Raw genomic sequence first — 12,389 nt, 5'->3', positions numbered from 1 at the left:
GGCGGATTTCCAGGGTTCCCGGCAGGGCGGCGGGAGGCCCCTTCTCGGTGCTTGCATCGCGGCCCGCCCTCGGGTATACAGCCCGGCGCTTTCGCGAGGATCAAAGCCATGAAAAAAGACCTGCATCCGGAATACCACGAAATCAAGGTGGTTATGACCGACGGCTCCGAATTCACCACGCGCTCCACCTATGGGGCTGCGGGCGATACCATGCGCCTGGACATCGACCCCAAGACCCACCCGGCCTGGACCGGCGAGCATCGTCTGGTGGACAGCGGCGGTCAGGTGGCGAAATTCAACAAGCGTTTCGGCGGTTTCGGACTGAAGTCCGAGTAACCTGCCTCTACCGGCGCCCTGCCATTTTTGTTGGGGGCCGGCCGGGAGGTTAAGGTTTCGAAAGAAAACGAAGGGCGGCTGTTTGGCCGCCCTTTTGTCTTGCCGGTATTCGGTCGGTTTTGCCGGGCTGGCGCAGATACTGCGCTACCGGTCCCGGGCTACTGGTGAAGCGCCGGGCGGTGAGATTGGTCCTGCATGGCATCGAGGCGCGCCACCCGCTGATAGAGCTTGTGGGAACGATCCAGCAGCTCCACGAGGCGCGGCTGCAGGGTGGCCCCCTCCACCGGCGGCATGGTCTCTTCGCAGACCTCCTTGCCGGCCAGCCGGAACTCCGGCGCGGTGGCCTCGGCGCGGGTCATCTCCCCGGCATGGACGGCTTTCTGCACCAGCAGCCAGGCCATGATTTGGGTCAGGCGGGAGGTCAGGCGCATGGTCTCGCAGCTCACGGCCATGCGGTCCTTCGGCGTAAGGTCCTTGCGCTCGGCGGGCTCGCGATGAGTCAGGTAATCCCGCGCCTCGCGGGTCAGCGACAAGGCCTCGTCGAAGGTCGAATCAAAAAAGGCGACGGTCTGATCGCTCAAAACGGATCTCTTACAGCTTTTCGTTACCCGAAGCCGAGTCCCCGCAGCCGGTGTCAGGCCACGGTTTCCCTCGCGTTGACGCCGAAGTTTAGCGCGTTGCGGCTTAACAATCCCTTGGGATCGGCAAGTCCCGGAAGGCGCCACATGAACTAGGAATAATATCATATTCATGGCTCTGAGCAAGGCTTGAATCGGTTTCCCGGCCCCCCATATACGGGGTGTCGCGGGGTTACGCCTCCAGCAGGGTTTCCCGGAAATGCGGCATATGACGAGGGTTCGACCATCCGGTGGACCCAATGACCAACCATGTTGCTCAACAAGGAGAATATGGACATGCGTAGTCTTGATCTTTCCCCCCTGTATCGCGCCACCGTCGGTTTCGACCGCCTTGCTTCGGCCCTGGATTCGGCCAGCCGGCAGGATGACAGCGCCTACAGCTATCCGCCCTACAACATCGAGCGCCTCGACGAGGACAGCTATCGGATCGTGATGGCCGTCGCCGGCTTTTCCGAAGACGAGCTCGACGTCACGGCCAAGGAAAACACCCTGACCATCACCGGCAAAAAGGCCGCCGTTGAAGACGAGCAGACCAAGTATCTGCATCGTGGCATCGCCAACCGCGCCTTCGAGCGCCGCTTCGATCTGGCCGATTACATCAAGGTCGCCGGCGCCCGGCTCGAAAACGGTCTCTTGACCGTCGAGTTGCTCCGCGAGGTGCCGGAGGCCAAGAAGCCCCGCACCATCAAGATCGCGGGCCAGTCCAAGGTGATCGAGAGCGAAGCGGCCTAAAGCGGCTTCCCGCACAGACCTCCAACTTCCAGCCCTGCCGGTCGGCGAGCGATCGCCGGCCGGCAGTCTTTGTTTCCGCCCCTCGCGATCGAGCTTGGAATCTCGGCCCGCGGTGAGGCTGGCCGGCACAGACGGCGCGGTAGAATTCCGACCCATCGGGTGATAGGTTCCGGCTTATTAGCCTTTTGAGGAATTTCCACGCATGTATGTGATTGGCCGCTTATTCCCCCGCTTTATGGCCTGCAGCATTCTGGTTTCCCTGCTGGCCGCCTGCGGTGTCAACGATATCCCGACCTATGACGAGGCGGTGAAGGCCACCTGGGCCCAGGTCGACAATCAGTACAAGCGCCGGGCCGATCTGATCCCCAATCTGGTCGAGGTTGTGAAGGGCTTTGCCGCCCAGGAACAGGAAACCCTGACCGCCGTGGTAGAGGCGCGGGCCAAGGCGACCCAGATGCAGATCCCCAGCGACATTCTCTCCAACCCCCAGGCCTTTCAGGCTTTCGAAGCCAATCAGGGCGCTCTCACCCAGGCACTGTCGCGGCTGCTTCTGGTGGTGGAGCGCTACCCCGATCTGAAATCGAACCAGAATTTTCTCAACCTGCAGGCCCAACTGGAAGGTACCGAGAATCGCATCGCCGTGGCGCGGCGCGACTACATCCAGGCAGTGCAGGTCTACAACACCGAACTGCGCACCTTCCCCGGCCGTATCTGGGCCGCGCTGCTCTACTCGGACATGGATCTCCGCGAGACCTTCAGCCAACCTGAATCCCTGGCCGAGCCGCCAGAAGTGAAGTTCAACTAGGCTGGCGTGGTGCGCGCGCTCCTGGCTTCTCCGGGCCTGCGGGTTCAGGCCATTGTCTTACTGCTGTTGGCGCTGGCCTTCGTCTCTCTGCCGGCCCGGGCGGCACTGGATTTCCCCGTCCTCAGCGGCAGGGTGGTCGATGATGCCAACCTGCTGGGCGCCGGCGCAGAAAGCCGCCTCACCCAGCTCCTGGCGGACCACGAGAGTGCAACCTCCAACCAGGTCGTGGTGGTTACCCTTCCTTCGCTGCAAGGCACTACGATCGAAGAATTCGGCTACCAACTCCTCCGCCAATGGGGCATTGGACAGGCAGGACGCAACAACGGCGCGCTGCTGATCGCGGCGCCCAATGAACGCAAGGTGCGCATCGAGGTCGGCTATGGTCTCGAAGGGGAACTGCCCGACGCCATCGCCAAGATGATCATCGAGCGGGAGATCCTGCCCGCGTTCCGCAACAACGACTTCGCCGGCGGAATCACAGCCGGGGTGAATGCCATCCTTGCCGCCATCGACGGCAGCTACGACCCCTTGCCCAAAAAGATTCCCCTCCTGGAACGATTCTCGCCGGTGATGTTCTTGTTCATTGTCTTTGCCATCATCCTGCTGATCCGTTACCGCGAGGAGTTCGGCGACGGCGGCGGCATCGGCGACGGCTACCACAGAGGACGTTCGGGCCGCGGGTATTCCGGCGGTGGCGGCTTCGGGGGCGGCGGCTTCGGCGGAGGCGGTTTCAGCGGCGGCGGCGGCAGTGGCGGCGGCGGTGGCGGTGGCGCGTCCGGAGGATGGTGACATGGCATTCCTGAGCAAGGTCGACAAGCAGCGGCTTCAAGCGCAAATCAAAGACATCGAGCAGAAGACCAGCGGCGAACTGGTCACCGTGATCGCCCGCGAAAGCGACCCCTATCCCTACATCCCCCTGCTCTGGGCAGGCCTGATTGCACTTGCCGTGCCGCCGCTGGTGCTGGCGCTGCAGCTTGCCTGGCCGCTGGCTTTGGTTTCCATCGTTCAGCTGGTGCTGTTCCTCGTACTCGCCGTCGCCTTGCGCTCGCCGGCCCTGAAAATGCGCCTGATCCCCGCCAAGGTGAAACAGCACCGCGCCGCGCGCACCGCCCGCGAGCAATTTCTCGATCTGGGTCTGCATCACACAGAGGGCCGTAGCGGCGTCCTGATCTTCGTCTCGGTCGGTGAGCGCTATGTCGAGATTCTGGCCGACAAAGGCATCAACGAGAAAGTGACGCAAGAGCGCTGGGATGCCATCGTCGCCGACTTCGTTGTCGCCGTAAAAGCGAAACGGGTGGCCGAAGGCTTCGAGCAGGCGGTGGCGGCCTGCGGCACCATCTTGGCCGAGAACTTTCCTCCCGAACCCGGCCGTGCGCACGCCAGCAAAAACGAACTGCCCGATCATCTGATCGAAATTTAGCCCGCTGGCCGGGACTCGGTCCCTTCCCCTAAGACGGCCGCATGACACTGTCGGTCGACGCGCTTTCCCGCCCCGGTCTGGAGCCGCTGTCCTTTTCGCTCGCCGCCGGGGAGAGTGTTGCGCTCAGCGGCCCCTCGGGCGCCGGCAAGTCCCTGTTGCTCCGCGCCCTGGCCGACCTCGACCCCTGCGTCGGCGATGTCACGCTGGACGGCAAGGACCGGCGGGCGATGTCCGGGCCGGGCTGGCGCCGTCTGGTCGGCTACCTGCCCGCCGAGCCGGGCTGGTGGTCCGACCGGCTGGAGGATCACTTCCAGAATTGGGATGCCCTCGCGCCTCTCGCCGGGCGCCTGCACCTGAAAGCGGGGGTCGACGACCGGCCGGTGCCGCAGCTCTCCACCGGCGAGCGCCAGCGGCTGGCCTTGCTGCGCGCCATCGAAAGAAAACCGAAAGTTCTGCTGCTCGACGAGCCGACCGGCCCGCTGGACGAAGAGGCAACCGCGGCCGTCGAAACCCTTTTGAAGGAACAGCAGAACCACGGTCTGGCGCTGCTCTGGGTTACCCACGACCGGCGTCAGGCGGAAAGGGTGGCAACGCGCCGTTTCTGGATCGACCGCGGGCGCCTGCGCGAAGCCTTGCAGGAAGACGCGCAATGACCGACTACATCCGTCTCGAGTATCTGGATCTCGGCCTTTCCGCGCTCCTGCTGCTCGCCGTCGCCGGCCTGTCTCTGGCACTGCAGCTCAGGATCGAACGCAGTCTTGCGCTGGCCGGACTGCGCTGTGTGTTGCAGCTCTTCCTTGTCGGCCTCGTGCTGACCAAGCTCTTTCAACTGGTTTCGCCCTGGTGGACCGGCCTGGCAGCGCTGGCCATGATCCTCTTTGCGGGACGCGAAATCATGGCGCGCCAGGAACGCGGATTCCAGAAGCTCTGGGCCTATGGCATCGGCACATCGGCTATGCTGATGGCCGCCACGCTCGTGACCCTCTTTGCGCTCACCACCCAGGTGCAGCCGGAGCCCTGGTACGATCCGCGCTATGCCCTGCCGCTGCTGGGTATGATCCTCGGCAACACCATGACCGGAATCGCCCTCGGCCTCCAGCGCCTGACCGAAGGTGCGCGTCAGCAGCGTGCGGGGATCGAAGCGCAGCTCTGCCTCGGCGCGACACGGCGCGCCGCCATGCTGCCAATCACCCGCCAGGCGCTGACCACCGCCCTGATGCCGATCATCAACGCGCTGGCCGCCACCGGCCTGGTGTCCCTGCCCGGCATGATGACCGGTCAGATTCTTGCCGGCGTCGAGCCCATGGAGGCGGTGAAATACCAGCTGATGATCATGTTCCTGATCGCCGGTGGCACCACCCTGGGCGCCGTCACCGCCGTCTTTGTCGGCCTCTACCGCCTCACCGACAGCCGCGACCGGCTGCGGCTCGACCGGCTGGCGGCGGAGTAAGGAAGACCCCTTCTTTTGCCGCTTACGCGGCAAGCCCCCTCACCCTCCCTCTCCCACGAGGGGAGAGGGTCTTAGAAACGACCCTCTTTTTAATTCCCCCTCTCCCCTCCGTGGGCTACGGCATTCACGGAATTGCTTCTCTTTGAGGCGATGATGTGATTCAAGCAATCCAGGTTTTTTTGGGGGATCTGGATGGCTGGGTTTGGAGACGTGCGTGTTGCGGGTCGGTCGGAATGGATGATGGACCAGTTGGTGTCGAGCGGCAGTTGCGTATTGCGCAAGGTTGGTGGTGACCGGGCTGGTGAGATGGCGTGCCACCGGTTTTTGTCTTCGCCGCATTCCAGCGTTGCGGCGATCCTGTCCGGCCTTGCGGCCCGGACGGCGGCGGTGTGCGCGGGTCGGCATGTGATCTGCATCCAGGATACGAGCGAGATCAACTTCAAGAACCGCGCGGCCAACCGCCGGGGTTTTGGATGCGGGGCGGATGGCACGAGCCCGGCCTTTTTCCTGCACCCGCTGCTTGCGGTGGACGCCGAGGACGAGGCGGTGCTTGGCCTTGTGGGGGCCGAGATCTGGACCCGGCCGCCGGTCAAGGCGGGCGATCGTCGGCGGCGTGCGCCTTCGGACAAGGAGAGCGGTCGCTGGCTGTCCGGGGCGCGCTGCGCCGGCGAGGGTTTGGCCGGCGCCGCCAGCGTAACCGTGGTGGCCGACCGGGAAAGCGACGTCTACACGCTGTTTGCCGGCAAGCCCGAGGGCGTGGAGCTTGTGGTGCGGGCGCGCCACGACCGTGGCTTGGCGGACGGGGAGAACGAAGCAGACGGGGCGGATGGCCGCCGCCTGTTCGAGGCACTGGCGGCGGAACCTGCGCAAGGCCGGTCTGTCGTGAAGGTCGGCCCGCGTGGGCCGGGCGACAAGGGCCGCGAGGCCACGGTGGAACTGCGGGCACGCCGTGTGCGGATCGTCCGCCCCTCGAGGCTGAAGAAGGCGCATGCCGCAGAGATGGTCGAGATGACCGTCGTCGAAGCGCGCGAGCCCGATCCGCCGGCGGGCAAGGCGGCGCTGCACTGGCGTCTGCTGTCGTCGGCGGACATCGCGCCGCAGCGTGCGGTTCAGCTCTACCGCCTGCGCTGGCGCATCGAGCAGCTGTTCCGAACCTGCAAGAGCGACGGCCTGCGCTTCGACGAAACCCAGATGCACGATGCCGGGCGGCTGATGAAGTTCGCCGCCATGGCGCTCGGCGCGGCGGCCCGCATCATGCAACTGGTCGATGCCCGCGACGGCTCGCGCCGACCGGCGACGGACGCCCTCGACGCCGGCTTTCTGCCCGCACTCCAGGCGATCTCCAAGACGCTCGAAGGCAACACCGAGCGCCAGAAAAATCCGCATCCAGCCGACAGCCTCGCGTTCCTCGCCTGGGTCTGCGCCCGCCTCGGCGGATGGAACTGCTACTACAAACCGCCCGGACCAAAGACCATGAAAACCGGTTGGCAAACCCTCGCAGCACAACTCACCGGATTCGCACTCGCAACAAACATCGAAAATGTGTGAATCCCATAGCCCCTCGCGGGAGAGGGCCGGGGTGAGGGGGAGCCCGAAGGGCAAACACGAAAAACTATGCCTGCAGCTTCTCCAGCGCCGCGCGCAGGCCTTCGGGGATCGGCACCGCCTTCATGGTGGCGCGCTCGACAAAGACGTGGACGAAGCTGCCGGTCGCCGCGGCCTCCTCCCGGCCTTCCTTGAACAGGGCGATTTCGTAGCGCACCGCGCGGTTGCCGAGATGCGCGACACGCAGGCCCGCTTCCACCGCCTCTGGGAAAGCAAAGGCGGCCTTATACTGGCAGGCGCTTTCGGCGCAGACGCCGATCACCTGGCCGTCGTGGATGTCCAGCCCGCCCTCGCGGATCAGGTAGTCGTTGATCACGGTGTCGAAGTAGGAATAGTAGACCACATTGTTCACATGGCCGTAGATGTCGTTGTCCATCCAGCGCGTCGGGATGGTCAAGGCGTGGGGATAGTCCGCACGGGTGGCGGGCGTGCTTTCGGTCATCTTATCCGGTCACAGAATGGTCTTCAGGGCATCGAGACTTTCGTCCGGCTTTTCGGCCAGCATCATGTGGCCGCAGGCGGGGATGGTGACCTGCTGCGCGCCCGCGATGGCGGCAACCAACTTGGCGCCGGCGCGGGCCGGGGTCATCTTATCCTGGTCGCCCATGACGATGAGCAGCGGACAGGTGACATTCTCCGCGGCCGCCATGGCGCCCTGATAGGCGTTGCAGGCCGAGAGATCGGCATGGAGCACGCCGTCGGGGATACGCTGCAACAAGCGCTCGCCGCCGCCCATCATCCAACTGCCCGGCATGCGCGCGCCGCCGAAGTGACCGCTGGGTCCGAACCCCCAGGAGGTCATGAGTTCAAAGGCCAGCGGGTCGTTGGCCTCGGCCGCCGCCAGCAGGTCCGGGTGCACCGGCATCTTGGGCGCCGCCCCCATCAGGGCGACGGCGCGCACGCGGTCGCCGTGCCGTCCGGCACAGTCCAGCGCCGCCAGCGCGCCCATGGAATGGCCGGCCAGGGCGGCGCGGCCGAGCGCCGCTTCGTCCAGCAGTTTCACCACCCAGTCAGCCATGGCCTCGATAGAGGTCAAGGGTGCCCCCTCCGAACGCCCGTGGCCGGGCAGGTCGACCGCCAGCACCGAACAATCGTGATGGGCGAAGTAGCGCGCCGGCAAAGCCCAGACCGTATGGTCGAGGCCTGCGCCGTGCAGGAAAACGATGACCGGCAGATCCGGATCGAAGTTGCGCCCGCCGGTCGCGGCATAGACCCGCGCACCGTTTACCGTCAGTTCCATAAAGCCTTGTCCGTCCGTAGAGCCGTGGCACTCAGTCTTTTTGGGAAGCCCCCTACTTTTGCGAAGTACGGAGCGCCTGGCGCAGATCGCCGATGATGTCGTCGGCATCTTCCAGACCGACGGAGAGTCGGATCATATCCTCCCCCACCCCGGCGGTGGCAAGCTGTTCCACGCTCATCTGCTGGTGGGTGGTGCTGGCTGGGTGGATCACCAGCGTCTTGGCATCGCCAACGTTGGCGAGGTGTGAGGAGAGCTGGCAGGCCTCGATGAACTTCGCGCCGGCCGGGCGCCCGCCCTTCACCCCGAAGGAAACGATGGAGCCGCAGCCCTTGGACATGAGCCGCTGGCCGAGGGCATGGTCGGGATGCTCCGGCAGGTCGGGGTGAATGACCCAGGAGACCGCTTCCTCGCGCTGCAGGTAATCCAGCACCTTGTGAGTGTTGGCCATGTGCCGCTCCATACGCAGCGGCAGCGTCTCAACGCCTTGCAGGATGTAAAAGGCGTTTTGCGGGCTCATCGCCGCACCGAAGTCGCGCAGGCCCTCGGCCCGCGCCCGCATGGAAAAGGCCTGGGGACCGAACTCCTCGGCAAAGTCGATGCCGTGATAGCCCTCGTAGGGTTCGGTCAGGGTGTCGAAGCGCCCGCTCGCCTCCCAATCGAAACGCCCGCCGTCGACCAGCAGACCGCCAAGCGCGAGGCCGTGGCCGCCGAGCCACTTGGTGGCCGAGTGCATGACCAGATCGGCGCCCAGTTCGACGGGCCGGCAGAGGTAGGGCGTGGCGAACGTGCTGTCGATCATCAGCGGCAGGCCGGCGGCATGGGCGACCTCGGCCACCGCTGGAATGTCCAGCACCTCCAGGCCCGGATTGCCCAGGCCCTCGGCAAAAACCAGCCGGGTTTCCGGGCGGATGGCGTCGCGAAAGGCCCCGACATCGCGGGGATTGACGAAGGTCGTGGTGATCCCGAAACGCGGCAGGGTATGGGTGAAGAGGTTGATCGAGCCGCCGTAGAGCGACGACGAGGCCACGATATGCCCGCCCTGGCCCATCAACGTGGCAACCGCCAGATGCAGCACCGCATGGCCGGAGGCGGTGCCGATGGCCCCGACCCCCAGTTCCAGGGCGGCAATGCGTTCTTCCAGCACCGCCACCGTGGGGTTGGAAATACGGCTGTAGATATGGCCGGCCCGCTCCAGATTGAACAGCGCGGCGGCCTGATCGGTGTCGCGGAAGACGTAAGAAGTCGTCTGGTAGATCGGCACTGCCCGGGCACCGGTCACCGGGTCTGGCTGCTGACCGGCATGGAGTGAAAGCGTATCGAATTTCAGGAACTTTGGGTCCGCCACGGCTGGCCTCCGTTGGTTTGCGCTGAAGCTTACACAAACAGACCGAAGCGACGCAGCCAGAATTCGCCGGGCACAGCAAAACGTCGCTGAAAGCGACGTTCAAAAACTGGTTTTGTGGAAGATTCGGCGGGGCGAAAACCAGGGCCCAAAATTGAAGGAGGGCCTTCGATCCAGACGGATCGTGGCCCCTCCCCTTGTTTATGTTCTACCCTGTCAACTTGCCGTCGCAAACACTACCAGGGTCCACCTGACGGTCAAGCGGAGAATCATTAACGCGTTGAAAGAAAGCCCTTTCGCCGATGCAAAGTCCCTCAAATCGTGACTTGCGCGATACTTCGGCTGTCCGCAATCGATGGTGCTTGTTTGCTGTCGAGACGGGCAGAATCCGACTTCAGGGAACCGGCTCATGCCAGCTACAATTAATGGAAGAAGATGGCGCTTGAATACAGCTTAAGCGTCGAAGCTTCAGAGAGTGGGCTGGGCCGCGCAACGCCACTTGATGCCGGCCAAAGCGGGCACAAAGAAAAACCGCCGGGGCGAACCCGGCGGCAAGTTTAACAGGGAGGCGTTACAAGGAACGGATAAACATCCGAAAGACGACCCAGGAGGACCCGGGGAGGGCTTGCCAGGCCGTCTGTGTCTAAAATTAGTCTCGAATTCCTAAAAAAGCGTTAACGATATCATTGCCGGTTGAACAATCGGCCTCAGAGAGACTTAAAGTGGCGGAAAATCAATCCTTTAGGCCAGATCGCCATCGCTCGGCAGAGAAAACGAATCGACCCAAGAGCGTTAATTTGCGCTGGTTCCGGGCCTGCGTGAGCCCTAACTGTTAACCAAAGACAGGCCATGGCGGGACCCGCCGCAGAGGCTCAACACCCGAACGGAGGCACGAACATGATGACGACGCGGCGGAAGTTTTTGAGCCACAGCAGCCTGGTCCTGGCTGCGGCTGCCTTGGGCAGCACCATCCTGGGCGCACCGGCAGCCCTCGCCCATCACGGCTGGCGCTGGACCGAGGGCGGAAACTTCGAACTGGTCGGCTACATAAAGACCGTACAGCTCGGCAACCCCCACGGCGTGCTGACCGTCGATGCGGAAGGCGAGATCTGGACGGTGGAGGTCGGCCAGCCCTGGCGCAACGAGCGTGCCGGTCTGAAGGACGAGATGCTGGCGGTCGGCACCGAAGTCACGATCTCCGGCGAGCGCGCCGCCGATCCGGCAGACAAGCGGGTGAAGGCCGAGCGCGTCATCATCGATGGCGAAACCTACGACCTCTACCCGGACCGCGACTGAGCCCACGCCCGTTAAGGCCGGCTCCGGATGGAACTCGGGGTAACGCTCACGGAAGCGCTGACGGCGCTGCAGAACATGGCCTTGCCGACCGCACTGCGGACCTCGCGCTGGGTCTATCCGCTGGTCAACGCCGGACACATCCTGGGCCTTGCGCTGCTGTTCGGCGCGATCCTGTCGTTTGACCTGCGCCTGCTCGGCTTGTGGCGGGACGAGCCGATCAGGCCGCTGGCCCGGATTCTGCTGCCGGTGGCGGTTTCGGGACTGAGTCTCTCCCTCTTCACCGGGCTGCTGCTGTTCTCGGTCAGTGCCGCCAAGTATGCCGCCACGCCGCTGTTCCAGGTGAAGCTGCTGTTGATTCTGGCGGCTGTCGCCAACGCCCTGTTGCTGCGCCGCGCCGCCGACTGGACCCTGGCCCAGGTGCCGGAGATGGCCATGAACAGCGCGCGGCTGAGGCTCGCCGGCGGCCTCTCTCTGCTGCTTTGGCTGGCCGTCATCCTCTGCGGCCGTTTCCTCGCTTACATCTAGAGCGTTTCACGTTTTGACGGAAGCATATCCAGCGTTTTGGAAGTAGTTGGCGCATTCCTGTGCCTGGATGGTTGCGAGGAGCTGGCCGAGGTGGCGCCAGGTGTCATCGGTGCTTCGGCGTTGGGCAAGGCGCATCCAGTGTTTGATTTTGGCGAAGGCCTGCTCGATGGGGTTGAGGTCGGGCGAGTAGGGTGGCAGGAACCAGAGCCGTGCGCCGGCGGCCTTTATGGCGGCTCGGACGGCCTTGGATTTGTGGCTGCCGAGGTTGTCCATCACGACGATGTCGCCGGGCCTCAAGGTGGGCAGGAGTAGCTGGTCGACGTAGGCGCGAAATGCCTGGCCGTTGATCGGGCCGTCGAAGACGCAAGGAGCGGTCAGGCCATCGCACCTGAGGGCCGCCAGGAAGGTCATGGTGCGCCAACGGCCTTGCGGGGCAAAGCCGCGCAGGCGCTTGCCCTTTGGTCCCCAACCGCGCAGCGGCGCCATATTGGTCTTGATCCAGGTCTCATCGATGAAGACGAGGCGCTGGGGATCGAGCCGGCTCTGCCAGGACTTCCAGCGCCATCGCCGCCGGGCGATGTCGACGCGCGTCTGCTCAAGAGCGAACAGCGTTTTTTTGAAGCGCAATCCCTCGCGGCGCAGGAACAGCCAGACCGCATTGTGGGAGACCTTGACCCCGCGCGCGGCCAACTCGTCCTTCAAGCCGTGCAGGGTCAGGTGCGGGGTCTGCTCGATCCGTTCCACGATGAACGCCCGATGCGGCTCCAGAAGCCGACGACGGTGACCGCCAACCTTGCCTGGCGCAACGCTACCCGTCGCCCGATAGCGCTGATGCCACTTCACCACTGAAGACACTGCCACACCGAACCTCTTGGCAACCACACGACAGCTCTCGCCTGCTTGCAGGGCCGCTATCGCGCGCTCACGAAGGTCATTCGAATAGGGTCGCGTCATGCATGCTGGCCTCCTACTCCAGTAGAAAGCTTGAATCACAAATCCG

General features: G+C 64.3%; 15 protein-coding genes. 10 read left to right on the top strand and 5 right to left on the bottom strand.

Features of this window, described 5'->3' with window-relative positions:
* Positions 1-108: 108 nt before the first annotated feature.
* Positions 109-336, top strand: a complete 228-nt coding sequence (rpmE, locus tag ACP146_RS04430) for a 50S ribosomal protein L31 (protein WP_422365555.1) — start codon at positions 109-111, stop codon at positions 334-336.
* Between the two features lie 158 nt (positions 337-494).
* Here the strand turns inward: rpmE and ACP146_RS04425 are convergent, their stop codons facing one another.
* Positions 495-917, bottom strand: a complete 423-nt coding sequence (locus ACP146_RS04425) for a DUF1465 family protein (RefSeq protein WP_422365554.1) — start codon at positions 915-917, stop codon at positions 495-497.
* A 333-nt stretch (positions 918-1,250) separates the two neighbouring features.
* Here ACP146_RS04425 and ACP146_RS04420 point away from each other — a divergent pair, with 333 nt between their 5' ends.
* The 7 genes from ACP146_RS04420 (at position 1,251) to ACP146_RS04390 (ending at position 6,929) form a co-directional block, all read left to right on the top strand.
* Positions 1,251-1,706, top strand: coding sequence for an Hsp20 family protein (locus ACP146_RS04420; protein ID WP_422365553.1), 456 nt, complete (start codon positions 1,251-1,253; stop codon positions 1,704-1,706).
* A 202-nt stretch (positions 1,707-1,908) separates the two neighbouring features.
* Positions 1,909-2,511, top strand: a complete 603-nt coding sequence (locus ACP146_RS04415; RefSeq protein WP_422365552.1) for a LemA family protein — start codon at positions 1,909-1,911, stop codon at positions 2,509-2,511.
* Positions 2,512-2,520: 9 nt separating this feature from the next.
* On the top strand, positions 2,521-3,300 hold the full coding sequence (locus ACP146_RS04410; protein WP_422365551.1) for a TPM domain-containing protein: 780 nt from the start codon (positions 2,521-2,523) through the stop codon (positions 3,298-3,300).
* Positions 3,203-3,931, top strand: a complete 729-nt coding sequence (locus ACP146_RS04405; protein ID WP_422365550.1) for a TPM domain-containing protein — start codon at positions 3,203-3,205, stop codon at positions 3,929-3,931. The genes ACP146_RS04410 and ACP146_RS04405 overlap by 98 nt, the downstream gene beginning before the upstream one ends.
* A gap of 41 nt (positions 3,932-3,972) precedes the next feature.
* Positions 3,973-4,584: an ABC transporter ATP-binding protein gene (locus tag ACP146_RS04400; protein WP_422365549.1), complete on the top strand. Its 612-nt coding sequence runs from the start codon at positions 3,973-3,975 to the stop codon at positions 4,582-4,584.
* Positions 4,581-5,381 carry an ABC transporter permease gene (locus tag ACP146_RS04395; RefSeq protein WP_422365548.1) on the top strand — a complete coding sequence of 267 codons (801 nt, stop codon included), beginning with the start codon at positions 4,581-4,583 and terminating at the stop codon, positions 5,379-5,381. Before ACP146_RS04400 ends, ACP146_RS04395 begins: the two co-directional genes overlap by 4 nt.
* Before the next feature lie 192 nt (positions 5,382-5,573).
* Positions 5,574-6,929: an IS4 family transposase gene (locus ACP146_RS04390; RefSeq protein WP_422364713.1), complete on the top strand. Its 1,356-nt coding sequence runs from the start codon at positions 5,574-5,576 to the stop codon at positions 6,927-6,929.
* A gap of 64 nt (positions 6,930-6,993) precedes the next feature.
* Here ACP146_RS04390 and ACP146_RS04385 read toward each other — a convergent pair whose 3' ends face one another.
* The 3 genes from ACP146_RS04385 to ACP146_RS04375 are packed head-to-tail and all read right to left on the bottom strand — an operon-like array spanning position 6,994 to position 9,571.
* Positions 6,994-7,428, bottom strand: coding sequence for an acyl-CoA thioesterase (locus tag ACP146_RS04385; RefSeq protein WP_422365547.1), 435 nt, complete (start codon positions 7,426-7,428; stop codon positions 6,994-6,996).
* Between the two features lie 9 nt (positions 7,429-7,437).
* Complete coding sequence (locus ACP146_RS04380; RefSeq protein WP_422365546.1) at positions 7,438-8,226, bottom strand: alpha/beta fold hydrolase; 789 nt, start codon at positions 8,224-8,226, stop codon at positions 7,438-7,440.
* Between the two features lie 52 nt (positions 8,227-8,278).
* Positions 8,279-9,571 carry an O-acetylhomoserine aminocarboxypropyltransferase gene (locus ACP146_RS04375; protein WP_422365545.1) on the bottom strand — a complete coding sequence of 431 codons (1,293 nt, stop codon included), beginning with the start codon at positions 9,569-9,571 and terminating at the stop codon, positions 8,279-8,281.
* An 894-nt stretch (positions 9,572-10,465) separates the two neighbouring features.
* On the opposite strand from ACP146_RS04375, the gene ACP146_RS04370 reads away from it, so the two are divergent.
* Complete coding sequence (locus tag ACP146_RS04370) at positions 10,466-10,864, top strand: DUF6152 family protein (protein WP_422365544.1); 399 nt, start codon at positions 10,466-10,468, stop codon at positions 10,862-10,864.
* Between the two features lie 27 nt (positions 10,865-10,891).
* Positions 10,892-11,389: a hypothetical protein gene (locus tag ACP146_RS04365; protein ID WP_422365543.1), complete on the top strand. Its 498-nt coding sequence runs from the start codon at positions 10,892-10,894 to the stop codon at positions 11,387-11,389.
* Positions 11,390-11,395: 6 nt separating this feature from the next.
* Here the strand turns inward: ACP146_RS04365 and ACP146_RS04360 are convergent, their stop codons facing one another.
* Positions 11,396-12,343, bottom strand: coding sequence for an IS630 family transposase (locus ACP146_RS04360; protein WP_422365542.1), 948 nt, complete (start codon positions 12,341-12,343; stop codon positions 11,396-11,398).
* Positions 12,344-12,389: the final 46 nt, after the last annotated feature.

Origin of the sequence: Pelagibius sp., assembly GCF_965249265.1 — a bacterium.
Classification (GTDB): Bacteria; Pseudomonadota; Alphaproteobacteria; order Kiloniellales; family Kiloniellaceae; genus Pelagibius.
The sequence above is the reverse complement of the archived record's forward strand: the minus strand, read 5'-3'. Positions and strand labels throughout refer to the sequence as shown.

What these genes read in the sequence shown, in the direction of transcription:
- ACP146_RS04365 (WP_422365543.1), top strand. Translation starts at nt 10,892, where the DNA reads ATGGAACTCGGGGTAACGCTCACGGAAGCGCTGACGGCGCTGCAGAAC.
- ACP146_RS04400 (WP_422365549.1), top strand. Translation starts at nt 3,973, where the DNA reads ATGACACTGTCGGTCGACGCGCTTTCCCGCCCCGGTCTGGAGCCGCTG.
- ACP146_RS04385 (WP_422365547.1), bottom strand. Translation starts at nt 7,428, where the DNA reads ATGACCGAAAGCACGCCCGCCACCCGTGCGGACTATCCCCACGCCTTG.
- ACP146_RS04360 (WP_422365542.1), bottom strand. Translation starts at nt 12,343, where the DNA reads ATGACGCGACCCTATTCGAATGACCTTCGTGAGCGCGCGATAGCGGCC.
- ACP146_RS04380 (WP_422365546.1), bottom strand. Translation starts at nt 8,226, where the DNA reads ATGGAACTGACGGTAAACGGTGCGCGGGTCTATGCCGCGACCGGCGGG.
- ACP146_RS04395 (WP_422365548.1), top strand. Translation starts at nt 4,581, where the DNA reads ATGACCGACTACATCCGTCTCGAGTATCTGGATCTCGGCCTTTCCGCG.
- ACP146_RS04370 (WP_422365544.1), top strand. Translation starts at nt 10,466, where the DNA reads ATGATGACGACGCGGCGGAAGTTTTTGAGCCACAGCAGCCTGGTCCTG.
- rpmE (WP_422365555.1), top strand. Translation starts at nt 109, where the DNA reads ATGAAAAAAGACCTGCATCCGGAATACCACGAAATCAAGGTGGTTATG.
- ACP146_RS04420 (WP_422365553.1), top strand. Translation starts at nt 1,251, where the DNA reads ATGCGTAGTCTTGATCTTTCCCCCCTGTATCGCGCCACCGTCGGTTTC.
- ACP146_RS04390 (WP_422364713.1), top strand. Translation starts at nt 5,574, where the DNA reads ATGGCTGGGTTTGGAGACGTGCGTGTTGCGGGTCGGTCGGAATGGATG.
- ACP146_RS04415 (WP_422365552.1), top strand. Translation starts at nt 1,909, where the DNA reads ATGTATGTGATTGGCCGCTTATTCCCCCGCTTTATGGCCTGCAGCATT.